A 23,846-nucleotide genomic window follows, 5' to 3' on the forward strand; every position below is an offset into this window, starting at 1 on the left:
TCGCGACGCACCTGATAACGCGCCACATCGATGCGACTTACGTCGCTGGGTGATACAATCGCCCACCGTTATTGCTCCGGCACTGGCTATTTGCCAGCACAATCGCACTGCAGCATTGCATAGGCTTCACAGGACCTGTCATGACCGAGACTTCTTCCTCCCAGGCTACGCCCTCTCTGAGCTACAAAGACGCAGGTGTCGATATCGATGCCGGCAACGCTCTTGTCGATCGCATCAAGCACGTTGCCAAGCGCACGTCACGCCCTGAAGTGATGGGTGGTCTTGGCGGTTTTGGTGCCCTGTGCGAGCTACCTGCTGGCTATCGGCAGCCGGTGCTCGTCTCCGGCACCGACGGTGTCGGCACCAAGCTGCGCCTGGCCATGGATCTTGGCAAGCATGACACCATTGGCATCGACCTGGTAGCCATGTGTGTCAATGACCTGATCGTCGCCGGTGCCGAGCCGCTGCTATTCCTCGATTACTATGCCACAGGCAAATTGGATGTCGACATCGCTGCCGATGTCGTGACCGGTATCGGCGCTGGCTGCGAGCTGGCCGGCTGCGCACTGGTCGGCGGTGAAACGGCTGAAATGCCGGGCATGTACGAAGGCAGCGATTACGACTTGGCCGGTTTCTGCGTGGGCGTCGTGGAGAAGTCCGAGATTCTCGACGGCAGCAACGTGGCTGAAGGTGATGTGCTGCTTGGCTTGGCGTCTTCTGGTCCACACTCCAACGGCTATTCGTTGATCCGCAAAATCCTAGAAGTCAGCAATGCTTCCTTGGAGGAGAGCATCGATGGCCAGCCGCTGGGCGATGCACTGATGGCACCCACGCGTATCTACGTGAAGTCACTGCTATCGATGATGCGGGGCACCGACATCCCGGTTCATGCGCTTTCTCATATCACTGGCGGCGGCCTGCTGGAGAACATTCCCCGTGTATTGCCAGACACCCTGGCCGCACGCATCGATCTCACTAGCTGGCAGCGGCCAGAGGTATTCAACTGGCTTCAGGCCAAGGGCAACGTCAACGAGACTGAAATGCACCGTGTCCTGAACTGCGGAATTGGTATGGTCGTGGTCGTTCCCGCCGAACAAGCTGCCAACGCCAAAGCGCATCTGGAAGCACAGGGCGAGACTGTCTACACGATCGGCCAGATCGTTCAGCGCCAGAAAGAGGCGGTAGTGCTCGAGCGCGGTCAAGCAGGTTCGCAGGAATGAATAGTACGGACGACAGCAGCGACACCCTCAACGGCATGACGCCTGAGCCCATGGGCGCTCGCCGAGTGGTAGTACTGATTTCTGGCAGTGGCAGCAATCTTCAGGCACTCATCGAGGCCCAGCAGCACGACAGGTTGGGCGGTGAAATTGTCGCCGTCATTTCCAATGAACCCGATGCCTACGGGTTGAAACGCGCCCATGAAGCCGGTATCGAAGCAGTCGCGCTACCGCATCGCGAGTACGATAGTCGTGATGCTTACGATGGCGCACTGATCAAAGTGATCGAACGCCATGAGCCGGATGTCATCGTCCTTGCTGGCTTCATGCGCATTCTCACGCCACGTTTCGTACAGCGTTTTCTCGGACGGATGCTCAACATCCATCCCTCCCTACTGCCCGCGTATCAGGGTTTGAATACCCACGCGCGCGCACTGGCTGACGGCGTTTCTCATCATGGCTGTAGCGTCCACTTCGTTACCGAAGAGCTGGATGGGGGGCCGGTCGTTCTACAAGCCGAGCTACAGGTAAGCGCCGACGACACCGTCGAGACCCTTAAGGAGAAGGTGCACGCCCGGGAGCATCTGATCTTCCCCATTGCGGTGCAGTGGTTTCTTGAGGGACGCCTACAGTACGCTGCCGACGGGGCCACGATGGACGGCCACCCGCTTCCGCCGTATGGCATGCGCCTCTCCCATGCCGATGCTGCCGAAGAGCTGGACGAAGAAAGCGGCAACGCCTAAGTTTCCATTGTCAGTGCCAAAAAAGCCTTGCCACAGTGATGCGGCAAGGCTTTTTGTAGCAGGAGAAAAATGGTGTGTCAGGTACGCGGTAGTGTCACGCCACGCTGCCCCATGTACTTACCCCCCCGATCTTTATAAGAGATCTCGCACACCTCATCAGACTCCAGGAACAGCATCTGAGCGACCCCTTCATGGGCATAGATTTTTGCGGGTAGATTCGTGGTGTTGGAGAACTCCAGCGTCACGTGCCCCTCCCACTCGGGCTCCAGCGGCGTCACATTGACGATGATGCCGCAACGTGCATAGGTGGATTTACCCAGACAAATGGTCAGCACATTGCGCGGAATGCGAAAGTACTCAACCGTCCGCGCTAGGGCGAACGAGTTCGGCGGGATGATGCAAACGTCGCCCTTCACGTCGACAAAGCTTTTGTCATCGAACGCTTTGGGGTCGACGATGGCCGAATGGATATTGGTAAACACCTTGAACTCATCGGCACAGCGCACGTCGTAACCGTAGCTGGAGGTACCATAGGAGATCACCCGCTGGTCGTTCACATAGCGCACCTGCTCTGCCTCGAACGGCTCGATCATGGCATCGCTTTGCGCCATTCGGCGAATCCATTTGTCTGATTTAATGCTCATCGGTTACTTCATCACTCGCTAAAAGAAATCGTAGGGCCGTCGCTTTGGCTAGCGCTGACGGACTGCGCCACTTGGCTGGCAATCTCGGCAAAGATGCGACTCACAGCGCCATCGGGCTCGGACACCACGCTGGGCCGCCCGGAATCTGCCAATTCGCGAATCGATAGCGTCAGCGGCAAACGGCCCAACACGGTCGTGTCGTATTCGTCAGCGATACGGTCACCGCCTCCAGTGCCGAAAATCGCCGCTTCATGGCCACACTTCTCGCAGTGGTAGAGGCTCATATTCTCCACCACGCCCAGCACCGGCACGTTGACTTTGCGGAACATCTCGATGCCTTTACGGGCATCCAGCAGCGCGATGTCCTGAGGCGTCGTGACGATGACGGCGCCGGATACCGGCACTTTCTGCGCCAATGTCAGTTGGATGTCTCCCGTGCCGGGCGGCATATCGATCAACAGGAAATCCAGGTTATCCCACTGGGTTTGGGTGAGCATTTGCTGAAACGCCCCCACCACCATCGGCCCGCGCCATACCATCGCGTCGCGGGTGTTGACCATGAACGCCATCGACATCGCTTGTATGCCGTGAGCCTCCAAGGGCAGAAACTTATTGTCTGCCGCCGCCTGGGGACGTACCCCCTCTTCCACGCCCAACATTTGCGCTTGGCTAGGGCCATAAATATCGGCATCCAATACGCCAACGCGGTAGCCCTGGGCAGATAGCGCCAGCGCTAAGTTGACCGTTACGGTGGACTTACCAACGCCACCTTTGCCGGATGCCACTGCCACAATATGCTTTACACCATCCATCAATGGCACTCCCAAGGGTTGTTGATTGTGAACATGGCGTGAATGATACTCCTCAGCGCCCTATTTCTAAACCAACAAACAGAAGCGGATGCGGGGAACCCCCGCATCCGCTTGCGTCAGAGGAATGATTTTTTGGTTTAACGACTTAGCTTCCGCTCTGCTGGCTCTCTGCTTCATCCGCCTGAGCGTTTTCTCCTTCTGCCCCACTAGCGCTATCTTCCCCATCTTGCTGAGCTTGCTGCTCGCCCGTGAGGTTTGGCACGTCCCCCGAGGCTGGGTCATCGACATGGAGGCGCTCATCGAGTGTCGACAGCTCGTCTCGCCACTCGCTGAGCTGCGTTTCCAGACGCGCGAGCTGCTCTTGACGGGCTTCGATATCGTTTTCGACCTTCGCGACTTCATCGCGGCCGATGTCCAGGGCCACCATGAGGTCATCCATTTCGGTGCGCACCTGTTCGAGGCTTTGCTGCTCTTCTTCACGCAGTTGGGTAAGTGAATCCACCTCAGACTGCAGCGAATCCCGCTCGCGCATCACGCTATCGCGCTCTTCTTGGAGGGATTGCAGCTCGCTCTCCTGGGTGGCTATTTCCTCTTCGAGCGTAGCCAAACGGTCGTTGGCATCGCTTACCTGACTGTCGAGTTCACTAAGTTCGCTCTCCGCGGCACTCAAGTCCTCCACGGCTTGTTGGCGCTGCTCTTCTGCTTGCTGCCGGGCAGACTCAGCCTGCTGACGCGCCTCTTCCGCACTTTGTCGCGCCTCTTCTACCTGCTGCAGAGAAGACTGTGCTTCGTCACGCTCACTAACGACTTGATCACGCTCTTCACGTAAGCTCTGCAGCTCGCTCTCGGCGCTAGCAAGCTGCTCCTCCAGTGCCGAGACTTCCTGTTGTAGCGTCTCGCGCTGGCTCTCTAACTCTTGCAAACGGGTCTCGACACCGCTGACATCTTCTTGAGCCGACTCAAGACTAGCCGCTGCGTCTGCCTGCTGCTGCTCCAACGACGCCATTTCATCGCGCATAGCGGTCAAGTCAGCTTCCGCCTGTTCGACTTCCGATAGGCGCTGGCTTAGCTCCGTATTTTCTTGCTCGACACTCGCCAGTTGACCTTCCAAGGTCTCGACGCGCTCTTGATGGGTGCCTGAATTGGATTGCGCCATGATGGCCCAAATCACGGCAATGGCAGCAATCCCAGCGATACCCTTCACACGGTTATCCTGGAAAAGCGTTTTCATATCCGGCTTGTGAGCAGGCGTGTTCGAATCGGAGTGATTGGCTTCTGACATGCTGCGTCCCTCTTTTCGCTTGGCTGCTTATATCAGCAGCGTTAGTGACAGGTAGCAAGATGGTGATCAGGTCGTGGCTTTATGAATCTATTCGTTACTAGCATACACAGCGCAGGTCATAACGCCACCCGACGAAGCGCTCAATCGTCTATCCCCTCGTCAAACGGTGATGCTTTCCCTGGGAAAACCCAGCCGATACACCATGGTGGCGCTCAAACCACGAAAGCGTCTGATGAAGAGAGACGACGCTACCAATGATCAGCAACGCCGGCGGTTGGATCTCCCCACGCTGAAAGCTATCTGGCAAAGACGTCAATGTTCCCACATGGGTTCGCTGCTGCTGGGTCGTGCCTTGTTCGATCAACGCCAGCGGCGTGGTAGGGGGCAGGCCGTGAGCCGTCAGGGCGTTGCAAATGGAAGCTAAGTTGCTTAATCCCATGTAAAACACCAGCGTCTGGCCCGGCTGCGCCAGCGTCGCCCAATCCAGCGAAAACTCTCCTTCCTGTAAATGCCCCGTCACGAAGCGGACAGACTGCGCGTGATCACGGTGGGTCAGCGGAATACCTGCATACGCAGCGCAGCCGGACGCCGCCGTGATACCTGGAACCACTTCCACAGGGATACCCGCTGCCACCAGTGTTTCAAGCTCCTCGCCCCCACGCCCAAAAATGAACGGATCCCCCCCTTTTAGGCGAATCACCTGCTTGCCCTGTCGAGCCCAAGTCACCAACGATTGGTTGATTTCCCCCTGCGGTACGCTGTGGGAGGAGCGAGCCTTACCCACGTAATAACGCTCCGCTTCGGCGGGTAACAGCGCCAAAATTTCATCGCTTACCAAACGGTCATACAGCACTACCTGGGCGCTCAGTAGCCGCTTGTAGGCTTTCAACGTCAATAAATCTGGGTCGCCGGGCCCTGCGCCAATCAGACTGACGCGCCCAATCTGCCGTTGCGCGGACTCAAGCACGTCAGCCTCGGGAAGAGCCCCATTTGATCGTTGCGTATTCAAAGCCATCACCCGTGAAATTTTGAATCTAATGATATTTTAGAAAAGAATGAACAAGACCACGCTTACGCAGAACCCTTATTTTCGCGTCACATCCATACAAATGGAATATAAATATCAGTTTTAATGACCAAAAAGTATTAAAAACCGCTAAATTGTCAGCAATGGCTTACATATTGTTTACGTTTTTACCGCTAACCTTCACGGCTAACTTACAACAGGCATAAAAACCGGAGATTCACGCATGCCCGTGAATGACCTAGCCGCACCGTCTATCGACATACCCGCCAGTGCCGATAGTCTCGTATCCCGTATTCCTGGGGTCATTTTTCAGTTCTACCGCTCCCATAGCGGCCATATGAACTTTCCCTATCTTGAGGGGGGTGGGATGGCGTTAGCCTATGTCGACAAACAGCAGCTCGCCGAAGATGCCAGCCTGCTGCTGGAGCAACTCACCGGCCACGACCATCCCAAAGTGATGTCGGCCATCGAGCGCTCCGCGCGCTGGATGCTCCCGCTCAATACGCGTTTTCGGCTTCCCTTCCCTGAAGAGAAGCCGCACTGGATTGCGGTAAGTGCCAACCCTGAGCCCATCGCATCAGGAGTGCGATGGAATGGGCTAATGATGGACATCACCGACCAAGTCGTCGAAGAGCAGCGGCTACGTAAGCTCTGCGATACCGACCCGCTCACCAACCTGCCCAATCGGCGCAAATTGATGGGACAGCTCACCCACTTAGCTTCGATGAGCGCCCGCCACGGCACGCCGCTATCGATCATGATGATCGATATCGACCATTTCAAACAGCTCAATGACCGCTGGGGGCATCTGCAGGGCGACAACGTCCTGAAACAGTTGGCGATGATGGCCCAGTCACTACTGCGCTGCGAAGACATGCTCGCCCGGCTAGGAGGAGAAGAGTTTATGGTAGTGCTGCCGCTCACCTCGCTGCAGCAATGCCATAAGCTTGCGGACCGCTTACGCCAAACCATCGCCGATCACGATTTTGGTATCGGGCAGGGCAGCGTCACATTGAGTATTGGCGTGGCGGAGTATCACTGCGGGGAGCCTTTGGTCACTTTGATCGATCGGGCCGACCGGGCTCTCTACAGCGCCAAAGAGGTTGGTCGCGACTGCGTATGCCTTCTACCCTGAAGAGACGACTTCAACAGGAGGCATTCCCATGACATCGCTAGCAAAATCACAGTGCGAACCTTGCAGCGGAAACGCCATGCCACTCTCTCATGAGGCATGCCAAGCGCATCTCAAGGCACTTCCAGAGTGGCAGATTATCGAACACGATGGCATCATGAAGCTATCGAGACAATTCACGTTTCGTAACTTTGCCGACGCGCTAGCATTTAGCCAACGTGTTGGCGATGTCGCAGAGCAGGCGGGTCACCACCCTGTTTTGATCACCGAATGGGGCAAAACCACTGTCACTTGGTGGTCCCATGAAATAAACGGCCTGCATCTTAACGACTTCATTCTTGCCGCCAGAACCGACGAGGTAGCCGAATAAATGTTTGAGCAAATTGAGCGAGTCCCTGGAGACGCCATTCTCGGGCTGATCGAAGCTTTCAAAAAAGATACCAACCCGCAGAAAGTCGATCTGGGTGTTGGCGTATATCGCGACGCCGCTGGCAACACGCCGGTCATGCGCGCCGTCAAGGAAGCGGAAGCTCGCCTGCTCAAGAATGAATCCACCAAGACCTACATTGGCTCGCACGGCGCTCCCGCTTATGGTGAAGCCGTGCTGCCGTTGGTGCTGGGCTCGGACTCACCGGTACTCAAAGCCAACCGTGCCAGCGCTACTCAGTCGCCAGGTGGTACCGGTGCGCTGCGTCTCGCGGCCGACTTCGTCGCCAGTCAACTGCCGGGCAAAGGCATCTGGGTAAGCGATCCGACTTGGCCGAATCACCACGGCATTTTTACGTCAGCGGGGATCGAGCTGCACAAATACCCTTATGTCGACGCGGATAACCGGCTGGATTTCAACGGCATGCTAGCCGCGCTTAAGAAAATCCCTGAGGGTGATGTCGTCGTACTGCACGCCTGCTGCCACAACCCCACCGGCTTCGACCTTTCCCAGTCGCAGTGGCAAGAGGTTCTGACCGTACTGAAGGAGCGCCAGCTGCTGCCGTTGATCGACTTCGCTTACCAAGGTTTCGGGGAAGGCTTGGACGAAGACGCTTACGGCGTTCGTCTGTTGGCCGAGCATCTGGATGAGGTGATCATCACCAGTTCCTGCTCCAAAAACTTCGGTATTTACTGCGAGCGTACCGGCTGCTTGATTCTAATCGCTAAAGACGCCGAGCAAATGGAAAACGTGCGTTCCCAGGTGGCTATCGTGGCGCGTGAGAACTACTCCAACCCGCCCGCTCACGGTGGCGCGATCGTCAGCGAGATTTTGCACGATACCGAGCTTTCCGCCCTGTGGCGTGAAGAGCTGACCGAAATGCGCGACCGCATCAACACACTGCGCCGCGACTTCGTCGAGGCTTTGAAGCCTTACGGCTTAGATGAAAAGTACGCCTGTGTGGCCGAGCAGCGCGGCATGTTCTCTTACACTGGCCTGACACCGGAACAGGTCGACCGTTTGCGTGACGAGTTCGGCATTTACATGGTTCGCTCTGGTCGTGCCAACGTCGCGGGATTCTCACACGAGAATCTCCCCTACCTCGCCAAAGCGATCGCGGCAGTCAACGACTAATCCACCGCATACCACCACAACGCCCAGGCCATCGCCTGGGCGTTTTCGTTGGTCACTCACAAGAAAAGCCATAAGGTTATCAACCCCTTGGCCAAGGTTGTGTACAATTGCGCTTTCGCCGCCAGAGCCTGGGGCGCCCGCGCGGCGTCCGATACAACGCAGCGCTTGACCGATCAGTCAAACTTTCGGCACACTCAGCGTAGCCTTGTATACAACACACCATAACCAAGAGGCATCACATGGCGGCTGCTGGCACTCATTACCCGTGGTACAAAAAGGAAGATACCGACGCATTCTTTGCGCTCTTTCAGAACAATATCGCTAACTTCGTCATCATCGCGATTACGATGTTAGGCATGGGGTTTCCCACGTCGATCGTGTATGGCCAGGTGCTACCCGGCGCCGCCGTCGCAGTCATGGTCGGTAACTTTTACTACGCCTGGAGCGCCGCCAGGCTCGCACGAAAAGAGAACCGTAGCGACGTTACTGCCCTCTCCTACGGCATTTCGACCCCCGTCATGTTCGTCTTCCTGTTTGGCGTTCTATTGCCTGCCAAACAGCTCACCGGCGATGCCGAACTGGCCTGGAAAGTAGCGGTTGCCGCGTGCTTCATCAGCGGCGCGATAGAAGCGGTGATTAGTATCATTGGCCGTTGGGCGCAGTACCACCTACCCCGAGCCGCCATGCTGGGGGCCGTAGCGGGCGTAGCGCTGACCTTCATTGCCGGTGAAATGCTGTTCAAAACCTTGGAGATGCCGGTCATTGGCCTGCTGGTGCTGGGGATCATCATCGTTGGCTTGGTGGCCCGCGTTAGCATGCCCTTCAAACTACCGACATCGCTGTTCGCTATCGTGGTGGGCACCGTCATGGCCTACCTGATTGGCGATGCGGGTAGCGAGCGCTTCAGCGATGCGTTCACGCATCTCGGCTTTTACCCGCTACTCCCCAACCTCGCTTGGTTCGAGGGGCTGGGCCTTCTGTTCACCGGCATGCTGGCCGTGCTGACCGTGGTACTGCCCATCACGCTCTATAACGCCATAGAGACGATGAACAATGTCGAAGCCATGGAGGCCGCTGGCGACAAGTATGACGTGCGCGAGTGCCAGGCAGTGGATGGTGCAGGTACCATGATCGGGGCACTATTTGGTGGCGTGTTCCCAACGACGGTTTATATTGCCACGGTAGGTGCGAAATGGATGGGCGCAGGGCGCGGCTACAGCCTGCTCAACGGGGCGGTTTACGCGCTGGCGACCATGTTCGGCCTCATCGCCGCGCTGGCTGCGATCATTCCCGTCTCTGTCGTTGCGCCGATTTTAGTGTTCGTCGGCATGTCGATGATCGCAACGGCGTTCCAAGCCAACGACACGCGCTACTACCCGGCCATTGCGCTGGCCATGCTGCCCTACTTTGCCAACTACGTCATGACCCGTTTCAACCGAGGGGCGGGCGAGGTGGTAAGCGACATTTCCAGTGCCATCGTCGTCATGGGCCAAGGTGCCATGTTCATGGCCATCTTCTTAGGTGCCATGACCGTCTCGGTGATCGACCATCAGTTTCGCCGAGCAGCAGCCTTTGCCGTCATTGCCGCAGGCTTCTCGTTCGTCGGTTTGATGCATGCGCCCAAGCTCGCCTTCAACGCCGCACCGGAGTTCGTCATGGGCTATTTGGCGATGGCCTTACTGTTCGTCTACTTCTCGTTCCAAGAAGCCCCTGATAAGCGTTGATTCATTGCGAGGCTCCCGCCTGCCGGTGCGGGCGGGAGAGAATACGTTTCAACACCACCCATGCCGTCAACCCAGCCAGCAAATTGCCGATGGCTGCCCCCGCGGCTAGGCCCGTCCAGCCAAATAGCTGTGCCCCCAACCATAAACAGGGCAAGTAGCAGATGAACAGCCGCGCGCTCGACAGCAGCATGGCCCGTAGCGGCCAACCCAGCGCGTTACCCGCCGACACCACCAGCATGCACACCCCTAGTGCCGCGTAGCTGGGCAGCAGAAAACGAATCAGTAGCGCCAGCTCGTTTTGTACCTCGGGCGTTCCCGCTAGGGCCATCGCTACCCATGGCGATGCCAGCGCGAGCAGTGTGCCCAGGCTCAATTGCCACACTACGGCCACTTTCAACGCCAAACGCAGCAGCCGCTGGATTTGCCCCCAGTCGCCCGCACCGTAGCAGCGCCCCAACCAAGGAGGCAGCGACATCGTCATGGCCAGTATGACCATCAGCGACAGCGTTTCCAGACGGCTCGCCAGCCCCCATGCCGCCACTTGGGTATCCCCTAGGCCCGCTACCGCGGCAATGGCCAGCATGGCGGCCAAAGGTGGCATCAACTGGCTGACCATGGCCGGCGCCGCAATGCCAATGAAAGGCCGCCAGGAGTGTGCCGCCTCCGTGCCAATGGCGTCGGTCGTGGCCCACTGGCGTCGATGCAATTTGCGTCCCGTCAGCAGCAGCCCAACCGAAAACGCCACGGCGGTCGCCCACGCTGCTCCTGGTAGTCCCCAGCCTTCCCAACGGCCCACCCCAAAAATGAACAGTGGGTCCAGTGCTAGATTGATGAGACTACTGATGACCATCATTTTCCCAGGCATACGGGTATCGCCATGGGCGCGAAAGACGCTGTACATGAAATAAAGCACGGCTCCTAACCAAGCCGCCAAAAGCTGAGGCCCCCAGTAGGCCCGAATGTAGCTCAATGCCGTGTCATCTGCCCCCAGCATTCGAAACAGCGGCACTTCCAGCCACCACAGTATCAGAGCAAGTAGCGCAATCACGCCCCCTCCAGCCATCAGCACTAGGCAGGAGAGCCGCTTGGCTCTCGCCTGTTGCTCAGCACCCAATGCTCTAGAGATCAGCGCGGCAATGGCAATGCCCATGCCCACCTGAATACCAATGATCAGAAACGAAAGCGGAAAGGTAAACGATTGCGCCGCCAGCGGCGCAGTGCCCAGGCGTGCGATGAACGCACTATCCACAAGCTGAAAACCCAATAGCGCCAGCACCCCAATGGCCATTGGCCAGGTCTGCCGCCATAGGGTTATCGCCAACTCGCGTTGTTGCATCACTGCTGCCAAAAACGGACTCCTAAATGTCAGAAAATGGAAAGGCTAAACGCAAAAAACGCCACCACCCGCAAGGGTGGCGGCGTTCTTGAACGGTATCGCTTACTGGCGAATACCTTCGAACGTTACATAAAGTTCGACGTCATGCATGGCTTCCGGGAAATCGCTCATGTCGATGCCGAAATCGCCCAGGGTCAGCATGGTGCTACCCTCGAAGCCTGCGCGGTAGTTACCCCAGGGGTCTTCACCTTCTCCCATCAGCGTGACCGGCATTTCGATCTCTTGCGTCTCGCCGTGCAGTGTCAGCTCACCGGTGACGACACCCTCGTTGTCACCGGTGGGTTCGAAGCCGGTCGATGTGAAGGTCGCCGTGGGATATTCGCTGGCGTTGAGGAAGTCACCGCTTAGAATATGGCGGTCGCGTTCGGCATGGTTACTGTTCAGGCTGTTTACCTGCACTTCCATCTCGACGGAGGAGGATGCTAGATCGTCGGCGTCATAGGAGAACTGACCATCGAACTCTTCAAAACTACCCAGAATGTAGGAGAAACCCAGGTGGTTGATTTTAAATTGTACAAAGGCGTGCTGGCCTTCGGTGTCAATTTGATAATCGGCGGCCTGCGCTTGGCTCAGTGGAACCAGTGCTGCTGCCGCTACCGCTGCTGCCATTACGCTTTTCTTCATCATAACGTCCATCTCCTCTCTTTCCTTGTGGGCACTATCGGAGCCACGTTAGAACTCCAACAGCGTTCAAAAAAATGGTCATCCCATCACAAATTCGTCTTGCTGTAGCGCGGGCTCATCATTCGTTTTAGCGTTGCATGGCGATAGCGGTAGTGATGTATCAACGCTATCAGGGCGTGGCCGCCAGCCAACACCATTAATGCCAGCGCGCTGTACCAATGTACGTCTCCCGCCAGACTTGCTTGGTTGGGCAAGTCATACAGCACCGCAGGTACTTCAAACCAACCAAACACACTGATTCCACGGCCGTTAGCGGTGGAAATCAAATAGCCGCTAGTCAACACCAGTAATAACAGCACGTAGAGCGCTATATGGCCAAGGTGCGCAGCCATTCGCTCGAGGCGATTCCCTTCTGCTGCAGGGGTCGGCTGTATACAGCGCCATACCAGCCGTCCAGCGGTAGCCAGAAGTAGCAAAATACCTATCGAACGATGAATCCAGGGAGCTTGGTTATACCAGGGATCGTAGTAACCCAATCCCGTCATCCACCACCCTAAAATGAACAACCCTACGATCGCCAGGGCGCTCAACCAGTGAAAAAGAATACTAATGACACCCCAACCGCTGCGCGTGTTCCGCAACATCCTTGATTCCCCGTGTAAAACTGCTCGCATGTCGCTCTTATCTTATGTGTTAAGAGCATACCGTTTCACCGCTAAAAACTCTGCTGAAAAAAGCAGAATACTTCGTTCGTAAAAACCATTGCTTACGCCGCTAATGATCTCGCCCTCTAGTCATGCGCAGCCAGCGACATACCCCAACCGAACACGTTAGACGAAAGTTTAAAAATTCGAACAAATCCTGCAATTTTAATCAATTTTACTATTTGTTTAGTGCGCTTATTATTAGTGCACGTCCTGACGCACAACGTCACAGCGACCAAAACGACTTTATTATCCATAGAGAGTATGACAGATGAAAAAATTGACCCTTATTTCCGCCATCGCCGTTGCATTGTCGTCCACCGCCGCGTTCGCCGAGCAAGGCTCCGCAGAGCTTAACGAAATCGTCCACGCCAGCTCTTCGGCTAATTACAGTGTCGAGAGCGTTAACATGACGCCTGCAGACTTGACGCTCGTGAACGGTGACGCTGCCAAGAATCGCGTGGCTGAGCCCAGCTCGGAAGCGCATGCCTCCAACGACCGCGACAGCCAAATCGCGCAATCTGACTTGCCGCACCGCAATGCCTCATAAGCCTGCGCGCAACGATCGTTAGAGCAACAAAAAAACCCACCTAACGGTGGGTTTTTTGTGAGCTTACGAGGTCATGGACTTAGCGAGCTACTAGCGCATCCAAGCCACGCGCCAAATCGCGCTGTATGTCCTCTTGGCTTTCTAGCCCTACCGCGACACGGATCAGCCCAGGCGCGATGCCAGCGGCCTCTTTTTGTGCCTCGGAGAGACGGCCATGGGTCGTGGTCGCTGGGTGAGTGATAGTGGTTTTCACATCCCCCAGATTACCCGTGATGGAGAGCATACGCGTGGCATCGATGACCTGCCACGCCCCCTCTTGCCCTCCCTTCACTTCAAAGCCGAGCACTGCACCAAAACCTTGCTGCTGCTGTTTCGCCAGCGCATGCTGCGGGTGGGCTTCCAAACCGCTGTAATAAACGCGATTCACCGCCGGGTGCTGGTCGAGCCAACGCGCCAGCGTCAGGGCATTGTCGCAGTGTGCCTTCATGCGCAGCGAGAGTGTTTCCAATCCCTTTGTGAATATCCACGCGTTGAACGGGCTCATGCACGGCCCGCAGGTGCGCACGACGCCAAAGATCTCTTCCAATACGTCATGCTTCCCCACGACCGCACCACCGACTGCGCGGCCTTGTCCGTCCAAGTACTTGGTCGCGGAGTGAATGACCAAATCGGCGCCTAGCGCGATGGGCTTTTGCAACGCGGGCGTCAAAAAGCAGTTATCGATAGCCAACAGCGCACCGCTGCGCTTGGCAAGCGCTGCCAGGGCCGGAATATCGGCCACTTCGGAAAGTGGATTGGAGGGCGTTTCGGCAAACATCAGCTTGGTCGCGGGGCTGATCGCCGCTTCCCAAGCGGCCAAATTGGACAGCTCGACATAGCGGGTGGTGATACCGAACTTGCCCAAATATTTATCGAACAGACTGACCGTTGAGCCAAACAGCGAGCGGGATGCAACGATTTCATCCCCCGCCGATAGCAGCGCCAACGCCGTCGAGAGAATCGCCGACATTCCCGAGCTGGTGGCCACACAGCGCTCGCCGCCCTCGAGCGCCGCTAACCGGCGCTCGAAGGTGTGAACGGTCGGATTGGTGAAGCGCGAATACACATTACCGGGCTCTTTGCCACCAAACTTGCGTGCTGCCTCGGCCGCGCTCTCATACACGAAGCTCGACGTCGGGAATATCGGCTCAGCGTGTTCTTGCTCGAACGTACGGTGATGCCCCGCGCGAATAGCGAGCGTTTCGAGCGACCACTCATCTTGGTGGCTATCGTCGTGCATGGCAGAGCCCCTTATTCCAACCGCTGTATCGTAACGCTGCACACATCGTGTGCACATCAACCAAACCGAATGCCTACGATGACCTCGTCACCGCAGAGCATCACGCTCAATCGTCCAGATCATCGTCTTGATTATGCATATCGACCAGCGCGTGGTCACCCGCGCTCTGATCTTTCGCCGCATCATTCCGGCTCGCCTCCAAAACGGCCAGATAGGCATCGTCGATGTCGCCGGTCACGTAGTTACCATCGAACACCGAGCAGTCGAAGGCTTCCATATCAGGATTCACTTCACGGCAGGCGTCTTTCAAATCTTCCAGATCTTGATAGAAAATGCGGTCCGCACCAATCAACTGGCCGACTTCGTCCTCGGTACGCCCGTGGGCGATGAGCTCGGTGGCCGCCGGCATATCGATCCCATAGACGTTGGGGTAGCGCACGGGCGGCGCTGCCGAGGCAAAGTAGACCTTGCGGGCCCCGGCATCGCGAGCCATCTGAATGATCTGTTTACAGGTGGTGCCCCGAACGATGGAGTCGTCAACCAGCAGTACGTTCTTGCCTTTGAACTCTACATCGATCGCGTTCAATTTTTGGCGCACCGACTTCTTGCGCTGGGTCTGCCCCGGCATGATGAAGGTACGGCCAATATAGCGGTTTTTCATGAAACCTTCGCGGTAGGTCACGCCGAGATGCTGCGCCATTTCGAGTGCCGAGGTCCGCGAGGTATCGGGAATCGGGATGACCACGTCGATATCGTGGTCCGGCCATTCGTTCAGAATGCGGTCGCCCAGCTTGCGCCCCATCTGCATGCGTGTGCCATACACGTAGGCGCCGTCCAGAATCGAGTCGGGGCGCGCGAGGTAGACGTGTTCGAAAATGCACGAGCGAAGCTGAGGGCGATCCGCGCAAACCTGAGTGTGCACCTGGCCTTGCATATCGACGAAAATCGCCTCACCAGGAGCCAGATCGCGCTCGAGCTCGAAGCCGCCAACGTCCAACGCCACGGATTCAGAGGCAATCATCACCTCCTGGCCATCGGCATTTTGACGGGTACCGAAGACGACCGGACGAATGCCGTGGGGGTCGCGAAACGCCACCATGCCAAAGCCATTGATGATCGCGACCGCCGCGTAGCCGCCTTTGCAGCGCCGGTGCACTCTACGGACGGCATCGAAAATGTCTTCTGCTTCTAGATGCAAGCCCTGTTTGCCCAGCTCATGGGCAAACACGTTCAGCAGCACCTCGGAGTCGGAGCTGGTGTTGATGTGGCGAAGATCGGTCGAAAACAGCTCCTGCTTCAACTGCTCGGAGTTGGTCAGGTTACCGTTGTGCGCAAGCGCGATACCGTAGGGGGAGTTAACGTAGAAAGGCTGCGATTCGGCCTCGCTAGAAGAGCCAGCCGTGGGATAACGGACGTGACCAATGCCCAGATTACCCTTTAGGCGTGCCATGTGGCGGGTATGGAAAACGTCACGAACTAAGCCGTTACTCTTGCGCAGTAAGAAGCGTCCCTCGCTCCAAGTCATCATGCCGGCAGCGTCCTGGCCCCGATGCTGAAGTACGGTCAGGGCATCGTAGATTCCCTGATTTACCGCCTGCTTGGCCAGAAGGCCCACTATACCGCACATTCCTGTTACCTCGCTTTGATACCATGGCTTACGGACGCAAGCCCGACGTTCATCTAACGGATAAACACTGGCACCGCCCAGGGCACCAGTGAAGAGAATTCAAACACCCTTTACAGCGCGCCCGAGTCTTCGTCCGCCGATCCGGTTGACGGGAGCGTTGGCTGCGGGCGACGCAGCTCGGGTAGCGAAATATCGCGCAGCGACTCGGGAGGCGTGGGCAGTTCGCGCTCCCACTGGTCGAGCTGACTGACCGCCCAATCGCGCAGCTCGACGAACGTGGGCCTCAACGAAGCCTGCTGCCACGCCTGTAACTCTGCCAGGGGCGTCAACGTGATCAACACGGTGGCCACCAGCAGAATCACTGCCCCTCGGGCGACACCGAACGCGGCCCCTGCAAAACGATTCAGTAGGCCCATGCCTACCCACTCGACGGCCGCGTGCACCACGCGGATGACGATGCCACATAATAGGATGACGGCAAAAATCACCAGCACGAACGCCAACACTAAACGGGCATCGAAACTATCGATAAAGCCGCTCATTAGCTCGGCCACCGGCTCAGCCAGCACGCGCGCCACCATCAGCGCCACTACCCAGGCCGCCAAACCCAACGATTCACGTACGAAGCCACGCACGAACCCCGCCAGCATGGATAGCGCAAGAACCGCTAGAAACAGAGCATCGATCCAAGTCAAAGCCATGGTCAATCTCTTACTCGCACGAGCAAACCTTGAACATTGATTCGCTGCTTGATGAGCGCCATGGCTTCTTCACCATCTTCGGAGGTGGCGTAAGGACCAACGAGAACCGTGGTCAGGTTATTGTCACGCGCGCGCTGAAAGACACGAAAGCCTTCCCCACTGAGCTGATCACTAATACGTTGCGCGTTCGCGGTATCACCAAAACTACCCACCTGAACGGCCCACTCACCCTGCTGCTGGGCAGCCGGGCCCGAAGAAGCGCTACGGGTGTTACCGTTGCTGCTATTTCGGCTCTCGTTGGCAGCCACCAAAGCGGCGATCGGATCCTCTTGCGGTGGAGAGGCTGGTTCTGGCGCTGATGAAGAGGACGCCGGTTCGGACGTCCCCGGATTCGTCGACGAGGTTTCGGCGCGAACGACTTGATCGGTTTGCGGTGCACGAGGCATCTCGTCAATGGGCTCTTCGAGCGCTTCATCCGTTTCAACGGGTTCGGAGGGAGCGGGCGTCGCGATGGATTCGGGCATTTGTGGTGCGGGTACCTCTTGGCGAGCGACGTCCACGGGCTGCTCGATGACGAAGGTCGGCTGAGGGCGCTCTTCCCGAGGGGCAGGGTCACTCATCAACCAAGGGACGACAATCGCCAGTAGCGCCAGCAGTATCACGATGCCACTAATGCGTTCCGTTTTACCGTATTTCATATCCCTCTCCATCGAGCTTAACGCGCTGACAGCATGGCTTGCGGCAGCGGCATGGCCAATAACTCAGCCACCGTGAAGAAAGAGCCAGTGGCTAGCACGCGGTCTTCTGGGGCGAGCTGCTTGGCAAGCTTGGCAGCTCCCGCCGCGGGGGAGTCGGCGCAATCATACACGTGTCCGCCCAGCGACGTAATACGTTCGGCTAACTCCGCCGCCGTGCGGCCACGCTCCCCGGCAAGAGTCACACACACCCAATCGGTCACTCGGGGTAACAGCGCTTGGATGACCCCGTCGGCATCCTTATCGTTCAGCATGCCAATCAGGGCCCACTGGCGGCCGCGCTTAGGGGGTGACGGTAAGCGGCGAGCAACGTACTGAGCGGCGTGAGGATTATGGCCCACATCCAAACACCACTGCCCTACCCACTGCATCCGCCCAGACAGCGTGACCGTCCGGAGCGCTTTGCGTACGGTATCGACGTGCAGCGTGACCCCCGCCAGTGTCAACGCCTGCAGTGCCGTGGCTGCATTGTCGATCGGAAGCCCAGGATCCGGCAGACCGTCCAACGAAAGCGTCCCACCATCGGTGGCCAAACCGTGCCAACACCAGGGCGCCCCAGCAACGTCACCTGCGCTATGGCTAAACGCCGCCCCTAATACGTAGCTTTGAGCAGCGATGGCAATCGCCGAGTCGAGCACGCTTGCGGGCAGAGACTGACTACCCAGCACTGCGGGTTTGAGCGGCCGAAAGATCCCGGCCTTTTCGCGGCCAATTTGCTCGATATCCGTGCCGAGAAAGTTGGCGTGATCCAGCGCAATGGTCGTAACGATTGCCACGTCTGCATCGATGATGTTCACCGCATCCAAACGTCCACCCAAGCCAACTTCCAGCACGGCCAAGTCCAAATCGGCCTGTGCCAAACACCATAGCGCGCAAAGCGTGCCAGCTTCGAAATAGGTCAGGCTGACGGCAGGCGCTTGAAGACGCGCGGCTTCAACCTGCTGAAAACCCTCGACCAAGCGTTTATCGCTGGCTTCACGACCGTCGACGGTCACGCGCTCGTTGTAACGTAATAGATGGGGAGAGGTATAAGTACCCGTACGCAAGCCGTGTCCACGTGCCAGCGCATCGATCATGGCCAGCGTCGACCCCTTGCCGTTGGTGCCTGCCACGGTGATGGTTCGCTTGGCGATGGGGCAATCCAACAGCCCCATACGTTCGGCGACCAGCGACACCCGCTCAAGCCCCATATCGATCCCAACGGGATGCAGGGATTCCAGGTAATCAAGCCACTCCGCTAACGTATTAGGCATTGCGTGACGCGTCATCGCTCGATGCAGGACGCGCCTCTGCATTACCCGTGCTTTTGGCAGGTGCTTCAGCGGCATCGGCCAACTGCTCTTCATTCACGACCGGCTCTACCACCTCGGCGTCTGACGATTCATCGTTTACCGGGCGAGCGCTTTGATGCGTGAGCTTACGCAGTACGCCGCCTACCCGTGCGCGCATGTCGTGGCGGTGAACGATCATGTCGACCGTACCGTGCTCCAGCAAGAATTCGCTGCGCTGGAAGCCTTCCGGCAACGTCTCTCGTACGGTCTGTTCGATCACTCGGGGGCCCGCAAAACCGATCAGTGCATTCGGCTCGGCGATGTTCAAGTCGCCCAGCATCGCCAAAGAGGCCGATACGCCGCCAAATACAGGATCGGTCAATACCGAAATATAGGGAACGCCCGCCTGCTTGAGCTTCTCGAGGGCTGCCGACGTTTTTGCCATCTGCATCAGCGAGAACAACGCTTCTTGCATCCGTGCACCGCCCGATGCGGCAAAGCAGACCAGTGGAATGCCCTCTTCGAGGGCGATGGTCGCCGCGCGAACGAATTTCTCGCCCACTACGGCACCCATGGAGCCGCCCATGAAAGTGAACTCGAATGCCACGGCAACGATCGGCAAACCTTCCAGCTCGCCGCGCATCGCGACCAGCGCATCTTTCTCGCCGGTCTCTTTTTGCGCAGCGGTCAGACGGTCTTTGTACTTCTTGGAATCGCGGAATTTCAGGCGGTCGTTCGGCTCGATCTCTGCCGCGATCTCTTCGCGCCCCTGTTTATCCAGGAACCAGTCCAAGCGTTTGCGTGCCGTCAAGCGTAGGTGGTGCTCACACTTGGGGCAGACGCTGTGATGCTTCTCTAGCTCAGGTAGGTAGAGAACCGCTTCACACTTGGGACATTTACGCCAGAGGCCGTCGGGCACGCTGGCACGACGGTCTTTACGCTGGATACGCCCCATGGAGGGCACGATCTTGTCTAACCAGCTCATATCAAAAAGGCTTCCGTGTACGTCAAGGCTTGGCCACGCCAAGCCTGATGAGTGTCGTCAATCGATTCAGTGTAGACGATGAGGAACGCGCTTAGGCGTCCATGGCGGTGCGCATGTCTGCTAGCACGCTTTTCAATTGCCCGGCAATCGTTTCAGGCGCATCGACGCTATCGGCAATACGGTTTACCAATGCACTGCCTACGATGACGCCGTCGGCGACTTTTGCCACTTCGGCAGCCGTCACACCATCGCGAATACCAAACCCGACGCAAAGCGGTAGATCGGTCATATCGCGCAATGGTGCAAGGTGCTCGGCCACGTCTTCAGCGTTCAACGTAGCCGCACCGGTGACGCCTTTCAGCGAAACATAATAAAGGTAGCCCTCACCGTGGGCGCATATTGTAGCGGCACGGGCATGGGAAGTGGTAGGCGCAACCAAGAAAATCGCCGCCAAGTCACGTGCTTTCAACAGCGGGCCGAACTCGTCGGCCTCTTCGGGCGGCATATCCACCACCAGGACGCCATCCACACCGACGCTTGCCGCTTTGTCAGCAAACACGTCATAACCGATGCGCTCGATGGGATTCAGATACCCCATCAAGACGATGGGGGTCGTGGTATCGGTTTGACGAAACTCGGCCACCATCTCCAGCAGGTCCACCAAGCGAGTGCCCTGTTTGAGCGCCCGCTCGCAGGCTTTCTGAATCACTGGCCCATCGGCCATGGGGTCGGAAAACGGCACGCCCAGCTCGATCACATCGGCCCCTGCTTCCACCAGGGCATGCATGAAGCCCACGGTGTATTGCGGTGCAGGGTCGCCTGCGGTGATGTAGGGAATGAGGGCTTTACGGCCCTGCTGTTTCAACTCTGCAAAACGCTGGTCAATACGATTCATGCTCGCCCTTAAAACTCGATGCCGTCGATTTTCGCCACGGTCATGATGTCTTTATCACCGCGACCCGAGAGATTCACCACGATATGCTGGTCTGGGCGCATGGTGGGCGCCAGCACCTTGGCATGGGCCAACGCATGGGCCGATTCCAGCGCGGGCATGATGCCCTCCATGTGGGTCAGCTCGCGGAACGCTTCCAGCACTTCTTTGTCGTTCGCAGCCACGTAGTTGACCCGGCCGACGTCTTTCCACAGCGAGTGCTCGGGGCCAACGCCGGGATAATCCAGGCCCGCCGAAATGGAGTGCGTGTCCGACACCTGCCCGCCCTCGTCGGACATCAGATAGGTTCGGTTACCGTGCAGCACGCCGCGTGGCGCATTCGAGGATAGCGGTGCAGCGTGACGGCCCGTCTCGACCCCATCGCCTCCGGCCTCCACGCCATACATCGCCACGGCGTCATCCTCGACGAACGGGTAGAACAGCCCTAGCGCGTTGGAACCACCCCCGACACAGGCGATCAGCGCATCCGGCAAACGGCCAATCTGTTCCAGCGACTGACGGCGAGCTTCGCGACCTACCACGGCATTGAAGTCGCGCACCAGCTGCGGGTATGGGTGCGGGCCCGCCACGGTGCCGATGATGTAGAAGGTGTTATCAACGTTGGTGACCCAGTCGCGCAGGGCTTCGTTCATGGCGTCTTTTAGCGTCCGCGTGCCCGACTCCACCGGAATGACACGGGCACCCAGCAAGCGCATGCGGTAAACATTGAGCTTTTGACGCTGCACGTCTTCCGCCCCCATGTACACGTCACACTCCAACCCGAGTCGGGCGGCGACGGTGGCTGTCGCCACGCCGTGCTGGCCAGCGCCGGTTTCAGCAATCACCCGAGGCTTGCCGGTTTTTTTCGCCAGCAGCGCCTGACCGATGGTGTTGTTCACCTTGTGAGCACCGGTGTGATTGAGGTCTTCACGTTTCAACCAAATCTGTGCCCCGCCCAGCGAGTCAGACCAGCGCTTGGCATGATACAGCGGCGACGGACGGCCCACGTAGTAAGCTAAGTCACGATCGAATTCGGCTTGAAAATCCGGGTCGTCGCGCAGGCTGAGGTAGATCTGCTCCAGTTCTTCAAGAGCAAAGCTAAGGGTTTCTGACACGAACCGGCCGCCGTAGGGGCCAAAATGACCACGGGCATCCGGCATTCGGGTCAGGTCGCTGAACTTGGTTTCTGTTGCTGAGACAGTCACAGGCATACCTCACGAGATCGCCAGAAAAGGCAAATGAATGAATGGTGTCTGGCTCGCCCACGACCGGTGGGAAGCGCATCGAAAAGTGCGTGCGCGCAAGCACGTTTAGCGGATGTCAGCCTGCGCCACATGGCGAACGAAAGCGGCCATCGACTCGGCCTCTTTCACGCCGGGAGATGCTTCGATACCGCCCGACACATCGACCGCATACGGCGCCACATCGTTGACCGCCCTGGCAATGTTATCGGCGGTCAGTCCACCCGCGAGAATAACAGGTTTTGCCAGGGTTGCGGGGATTCTAGACCAATCGAAGGTCTCACCAGTTCCACCTGGCACACCGGGTCGATAGGCATCCAACAGCAGCGCTTGGGCACCGCCATAGATCGTCGCGGCGTCGTGTAAATCAAGCCCGTCGCGCATGCGTAACGCTTTGATCCAAGGCCGACCAAACTGCTCGCAGAACGCCGCCGACTCCTCCCCATGGAACTGGATCAAATCCAAGTGCGGCAGGCACTGCTCGATGAACTCTGCGGACTGATCGACAAAAAGCCCGACCCGCGTTACGAAGGCAGGCACCTGCGCCGCCAGCGTCTTCAGCGTTTCTGGCGTGACGCTCCGGCGGCTTTGCGGCCACATGACGAAGCCCAGCGCATCGACACCAAGCGCCACCGCCCGGTCGATATCCGCCGGACGCGTCAACCCACAGAACTTGATGCGCGTGCGCGTTACGCTAAGCGTCATGAAGATGTCTCCTGATGCTGCGGATGGGCCTGTTTGGAGAACGTGAGCCGCCGACGTGCGGCAACACGAGGGCTGTCGGGCAGCACCCGCTCGCCGGTCCACTCGCCGGTGAAGGCCAACAGGTTCGGCCCGACCGGCTCTTTGGGCAGCTCGAAACGCTCGTCATAGATGGAGTCGACGAAATGCAGGCCGCAAGCAGGCGCCGTCACATCCCCCTGGCGGCGGTTTTTCAGCGCCAGTAGGCGCGCAATATGGCCTTCGTCCTGGGCGCCGCGGCCCACGCTTGCCAGGGCACCGGCAATGTTGCGAATCATATGATGCAAAAAGGCATTGCCTTGAATGTCGATCACCACCAGCGGGCCGTAGCGCTTCACTTCCACGAAGTGCATCTGCCGCCAAGGGGTTTTCGATTGACACCCGGCGGCGCGAAAGCTGCTGAAGTCGTGTTCACCCACCAACGCTTGGGCCGCACGGTGCATTGCATCGGCATCCAGCGGGTCACGGCACCAGGTGACGTTGGCACGCTCTAGCACGGGGCGACTGATTTGGTTCAAGAAAATATAGCGATAGCGACGCGCCAGCGCGCCCAGACGGGAGTGGAAGTCATCGGATACCGGCTTCACCCAGCGTACTGCCACATCCCTGGGTAGATTGGTGTTGGCGCCAAAAATCCACGCTTTCTCGGTGCGCTGGGCCGGGGGATCGAAGTGGATGACTTGCCGGGTGGCATGAACGCCGGAGTCGGTACGCCCACTGGCGTAAATATGCACCGGTGCACCGGCCACTTTGGCCAGCGCATCCTCGATGGCCTGCTGAACGGAGGCCGCGTGCTTGAGCCGCTGAAAGCCGCAAAATCGAGAGCCATCGTACTCGACGCCCATCGCCAAGCGGCCCGCTAGCGGTTGTGTCTCATCAAAGTGGTAGAACAGCGTCAT

At 58.0% G+C, this 23,846-nt stretch carries 24 protein-coding genes; 7 read left to right on the forward strand and 17 right to left on the reverse strand.

The annotated features are described in order from the left end of the window. Positions 1-140 precede the first annotated feature (140 nt). Together purM and purN are read left to right on the forward strand one after the other, a co-directional pair. A complete protein-coding gene (gene purM, locus MHM37_RS14125; RefSeq protein ID WP_139528064.1) occupies positions 141-1,220 on the forward strand; it encodes a phosphoribosylformylglycinamidine cyclo-ligase in 1,080 nt (359 codons plus the stop codon). Further along, positions 1,217-1,960 carry a phosphoribosylglycinamide formyltransferase gene (gene purN / locus MHM37_RS14130; RefSeq protein WP_139528065.1) on the forward strand — a complete coding sequence of 248 codons (744 nt, stop codon included), beginning with the start codon at positions 1,217-1,219 and terminating at the stop codon, positions 1,958-1,960. Before purM ends, purN begins: the two co-directional genes overlap by 4 nt. Positions 1,961-2,037: 77 nt before the next feature. Here purN and dcd read toward each other — a convergent pair whose 3' ends face one another. The 4 genes from dcd to cobA all read right to left on the reverse strand — a co-directional run bounded on the left by dcd (position 2,038) and on the right by cobA (position 5,665). Beyond that, the gene (gene dcd / locus MHM37_RS14135; RefSeq protein ID WP_153843890.1) at positions 2,038-2,604 is read right to left on the reverse strand and encodes a dCTP deaminase; all 567 of its coding nucleotides are present in this window, start codon (positions 2,602-2,604) and stop codon (positions 2,038-2,040) included. 11 nt (positions 2,605-2,615) lie between these two features. Continuing rightward, positions 2,616-3,416: an iron-sulfur cluster carrier protein ApbC gene (apbC, locus tag MHM37_RS14140; RefSeq protein WP_139528067.1), complete on the reverse strand. Its 801-nt coding sequence runs from the start codon at positions 3,414-3,416 to the stop codon at positions 2,616-2,618. Positions 3,417-3,561: 145 nt separating this feature from the next. Continuing rightward, complete coding sequence (locus tag MHM37_RS14145) at positions 3,562-4,698, reverse strand: kinesin (protein ID WP_153843891.1); 1,137 nt, start codon at positions 4,696-4,698, stop codon at positions 3,562-3,564. Positions 4,699-4,846: 148 nt separating this feature from the next. Then, on the reverse strand, positions 4,847-5,665 hold the full coding sequence (gene cobA / locus MHM37_RS14150; protein ID WP_239297100.1) for a uroporphyrinogen-III C-methyltransferase: 819 nt from the start codon (positions 5,663-5,665) through the stop codon (positions 4,847-4,849). Positions 5,666-5,948: 283 nt separating this feature from the next. Between cobA and MHM37_RS14155 the strand changes: the two genes are divergently transcribed. From MHM37_RS14155 to MHM37_RS14170, 4 genes are all read left to right on the forward strand, one after another. Next, positions 5,949-6,860, forward strand: a complete 912-nt coding sequence (locus MHM37_RS14155; RefSeq protein ID WP_153843893.1) for a GGDEF domain-containing protein — start codon at positions 5,949-5,951, stop codon at positions 6,858-6,860. 28 nt (positions 6,861-6,888) lie between these two features. Beyond that, entirely contained in the window at positions 6,889-7,227 is a 339-nt protein-coding gene (locus MHM37_RS14160) for a 4a-hydroxytetrahydrobiopterin dehydratase (RefSeq protein ID WP_239297099.1), read from the forward strand. Beyond that, on the forward strand, positions 7,228-8,418 hold the full coding sequence (locus tag MHM37_RS14165) for an amino acid aminotransferase (protein WP_139528071.1): 1,191 nt from the start codon (positions 7,228-7,230) through the stop codon (positions 8,416-8,418). A 239-nt stretch (positions 8,419-8,657) separates the two neighbouring features. Continuing rightward, complete coding sequence (locus MHM37_RS14170; protein ID WP_239297098.1) at positions 8,658-10,142, forward strand: NCS2 family permease; 1,485 nt, start codon at positions 8,658-8,660, stop codon at positions 10,140-10,142. A 1-nt stretch (position 10,143) separates the two neighbouring features. On the opposite strand, the gene MHM37_RS14175 is transcribed toward MHM37_RS14170, so the two are convergent. The 3 genes from MHM37_RS14175 to MHM37_RS14185 form a co-directional block, all read right to left on the reverse strand. Next, positions 10,144-11,478 carry an MATE family efflux transporter gene (locus tag MHM37_RS14175; protein ID WP_239379731.1) on the reverse strand — a complete coding sequence of 445 codons (1,335 nt, stop codon included), beginning with the start codon at positions 11,476-11,478 and terminating at the stop codon, positions 10,144-10,146. A gap of 102 nt (positions 11,479-11,580) precedes the next feature. After that, positions 11,581-12,165 (reverse strand): YceI family protein, encoded by a 585-nt coding sequence (locus MHM37_RS14180; protein ID WP_153843897.1) that lies wholly within the window; start codon positions 12,163-12,165, stop codon positions 11,581-11,583. Between the two features lie 83 nt (positions 12,166-12,248). Next, a complete protein-coding gene (locus MHM37_RS14185; protein ID WP_139528075.1) occupies positions 12,249-12,806 on the reverse strand; it encodes a cytochrome b in 558 nt (185 codons plus the stop codon). Positions 12,807-13,137: 331 nt separating this feature from the next. Between MHM37_RS14185 and MHM37_RS14190 the strand changes: the two genes are divergently transcribed. Continuing rightward, positions 13,138-13,416, forward strand: a complete 279-nt coding sequence (locus MHM37_RS14190; RefSeq protein ID WP_139528076.1) for a hypothetical protein — start codon at positions 13,138-13,140, stop codon at positions 13,414-13,416. 79 nt (positions 13,417-13,495) lie between these two features. Here MHM37_RS14190 and MHM37_RS14195 read toward each other — a convergent pair whose 3' ends face one another. The 10 genes from MHM37_RS14195 to truA form a co-directional block, all read right to left on the reverse strand. Further along, positions 13,496-14,695, reverse strand: coding sequence for an O-succinylhomoserine sulfhydrylase (locus tag MHM37_RS14195; protein ID WP_239297096.1), 1,200 nt, complete (start codon positions 14,693-14,695; stop codon positions 13,496-13,498). Between the two features lie 106 nt (positions 14,696-14,801). Next, entirely contained in the window at positions 14,802-16,322 is a 1,521-nt protein-coding gene (gene purF / locus MHM37_RS14200; RefSeq protein WP_139528078.1) for an amidophosphoribosyltransferase, read from the reverse strand. Positions 16,323-16,432: 110 nt separating this feature from the next. Beyond that, complete coding sequence (locus MHM37_RS14205) at positions 16,433-17,023, reverse strand: CvpA family protein (RefSeq protein ID WP_139528079.1); 591 nt, start codon at positions 17,021-17,023, stop codon at positions 16,433-16,435. 2 nt (positions 17,024-17,025) lie between these two features. Next, a complete protein-coding gene (locus MHM37_RS14210; RefSeq protein ID WP_139528080.1) occupies positions 17,026-17,721 on the reverse strand; it encodes an SPOR domain-containing protein in 696 nt (231 codons plus the stop codon). A gap of 17 nt (positions 17,722-17,738) precedes the next feature. Further along, positions 17,739-19,031, reverse strand: a complete 1,293-nt coding sequence (folC, locus tag MHM37_RS14215) for a bifunctional tetrahydrofolate synthase/dihydrofolate synthase (protein WP_239297095.1) — start codon at positions 19,029-19,031, stop codon at positions 17,739-17,741. After that, positions 19,024-20,034, reverse strand: coding sequence for an acetyl-CoA carboxylase, carboxyltransferase subunit beta (accD, locus tag MHM37_RS14220; RefSeq protein WP_139528082.1), 1,011 nt, complete (start codon positions 20,032-20,034; stop codon positions 19,024-19,026). The genes folC and accD overlap by 8 nt, the downstream gene beginning before the upstream one ends. 91 nt (positions 20,035-20,125) lie before the next feature. Beyond that, the gene (gene trpA, locus MHM37_RS14225) at positions 20,126-20,929 is read right to left on the reverse strand and encodes a tryptophan synthase subunit alpha (RefSeq protein ID WP_139528083.1); all 804 of its coding nucleotides are present in this window, start codon (positions 20,927-20,929) and stop codon (positions 20,126-20,128) included. 8 nt (positions 20,930-20,937) lie between these two features. After that, positions 20,938-22,176 (reverse strand): tryptophan synthase subunit beta, encoded by a 1,239-nt coding sequence (gene trpB, locus MHM37_RS14230; RefSeq protein WP_219863551.1) that lies wholly within the window; start codon positions 22,174-22,176, stop codon positions 20,938-20,940. A 99-nt stretch (positions 22,177-22,275) separates the two neighbouring features. Next, positions 22,276-22,911: a phosphoribosylanthranilate isomerase gene (locus MHM37_RS14235; RefSeq protein WP_239297094.1), complete on the reverse strand. Its 636-nt coding sequence runs from the start codon at positions 22,909-22,911 to the stop codon at positions 22,276-22,278. Then, on the reverse strand, positions 22,908-23,846 hold the full coding sequence (truA, locus tag MHM37_RS14240) for a tRNA pseudouridine(38-40) synthase TruA (RefSeq protein WP_239297093.1): 939 nt from the start codon (positions 23,844-23,846) through the stop codon (positions 22,908-22,910). The genes MHM37_RS14235 and truA overlap by 4 nt, the downstream gene beginning before the upstream one ends.

The organism is Halomonas sp. MMH1-48, assembly GCF_022348105.1.
GTDB lineage: Bacteria > Pseudomonadota > Gammaproteobacteria > Pseudomonadales > Halomonadaceae > Vreelandella > Vreelandella piezotolerans.

What these genes read in the sequence shown, in the direction of transcription:
- purM (WP_139528064.1), top strand. Translation starts at nt 141, where the DNA reads ATGACCGAGACTTCTTCCTCCCAGGCTACGCCCTCTCTGAGCTACAAA.
- purN (WP_139528065.1), top strand. Translation starts at nt 1,217, where the DNA reads ATGAATAGTACGGACGACAGCAGCGACACCCTCAACGGCATGACGCCT.
- dcd (WP_153843890.1), bottom strand. Translation starts at nt 2,604, where the DNA reads ATGAGCATTAAATCAGACAAATGGATTCGCCGAATGGCGCAAAGCGAT.
- apbC (WP_139528067.1), bottom strand. Translation starts at nt 3,416, where the DNA reads ATGGATGGTGTAAAGCATATTGTGGCAGTGGCATCCGGCAAAGGTGGC.
- MHM37_RS14145 (WP_153843891.1), bottom strand. Translation starts at nt 4,698, where the DNA reads ATGTCAGAAGCCAATCACTCCGATTCGAACACGCCTGCTCACAAGCCG.
- MHM37_RS14155 (WP_153843893.1), top strand. Translation starts at nt 5,949, where the DNA reads ATGCCCGTGAATGACCTAGCCGCACCGTCTATCGACATACCCGCCAGT.
- MHM37_RS14160 (WP_239297099.1), top strand. Translation starts at nt 6,889, where the DNA reads ATGACATCGCTAGCAAAATCACAGTGCGAACCTTGCAGCGGAAACGCC.
- MHM37_RS14165 (WP_139528071.1), top strand. Translation starts at nt 7,228, where the DNA reads ATGTTTGAGCAAATTGAGCGAGTCCCTGGAGACGCCATTCTCGGGCTG.
- MHM37_RS14170 (WP_239297098.1), top strand. Translation starts at nt 8,658, where the DNA reads ATGGCGGCTGCTGGCACTCATTACCCGTGGTACAAAAAGGAAGATACC.
- MHM37_RS14175 (WP_239379731.1), bottom strand. Translation starts at nt 11,478, where the DNA reads ATGCAACAACGCGAGTTGGCGATAACCCTATGGCGGCAGACCTGGCCA.
- MHM37_RS14180 (WP_153843897.1), bottom strand. Translation starts at nt 12,165, where the DNA reads ATGATGAAGAAAAGCGTAATGGCAGCAGCGGTAGCGGCAGCAGCACTG.
- MHM37_RS14185 (WP_139528075.1), bottom strand. Translation starts at nt 12,806, where the DNA reads ATGTTGCGGAACACGCGCAGCGGTTGGGGTGTCATTAGTATTCTTTTT.
- MHM37_RS14190 (WP_139528076.1), top strand. Translation starts at nt 13,138, where the DNA reads ATGAAAAAATTGACCCTTATTTCCGCCATCGCCGTTGCATTGTCGTCC.
- MHM37_RS14195 (WP_239297096.1), bottom strand. Translation starts at nt 14,695, where the DNA reads ATGCACGACGATAGCCACCAAGATGAGTGGTCGCTCGAAACGCTCGCT.
- purF (WP_139528078.1), bottom strand. Translation starts at nt 16,322, where the DNA reads ATGTGCGGTATAGTGGGCCTTCTGGCCAAGCAGGCGGTAAATCAGGGA.
- MHM37_RS14205 (WP_139528079.1), bottom strand. Translation starts at nt 17,023, where the DNA reads ATGGCTTTGACTTGGATCGATGCTCTGTTTCTAGCGGTTCTTGCGCTA.
- MHM37_RS14210 (WP_139528080.1), bottom strand. Translation starts at nt 17,721, where the DNA reads ATGAAATACGGTAAAACGGAACGCATTAGTGGCATCGTGATACTGCTG.
- folC (WP_239297095.1), bottom strand. Translation starts at nt 19,031, where the DNA reads ATGCCTAATACGTTAGCGGAGTGGCTTGATTACCTGGAATCCCTGCAT.
- accD (WP_139528082.1), bottom strand. Translation starts at nt 20,034, where the DNA reads ATGAGCTGGTTAGACAAGATCGTGCCCTCCATGGGGCGTATCCAGCGT.
- trpA (WP_139528083.1), bottom strand. Translation starts at nt 20,929, where the DNA reads ATGAATCGTATTGACCAGCGTTTTGCAGAGTTGAAACAGCAGGGCCGT.
- trpB (WP_219863551.1), bottom strand. Translation starts at nt 22,176, where the DNA reads ATGCCTGTGACTGTCTCAGCAACAGAAACCAAGTTCAGCGACCTGACC.
- MHM37_RS14235 (WP_239297094.1), bottom strand. Translation starts at nt 22,911, where the DNA reads ATGACGCTTAGCGTAACGCGCACGCGCATCAAGTTCTGTGGGTTGACG.
- truA (WP_239297093.1), bottom strand. Translation starts at nt 23,846, where the DNA reads ATGACGCTGTTCTACCACTTTGATGAGACACAACCGCTAGCGGGCCGC.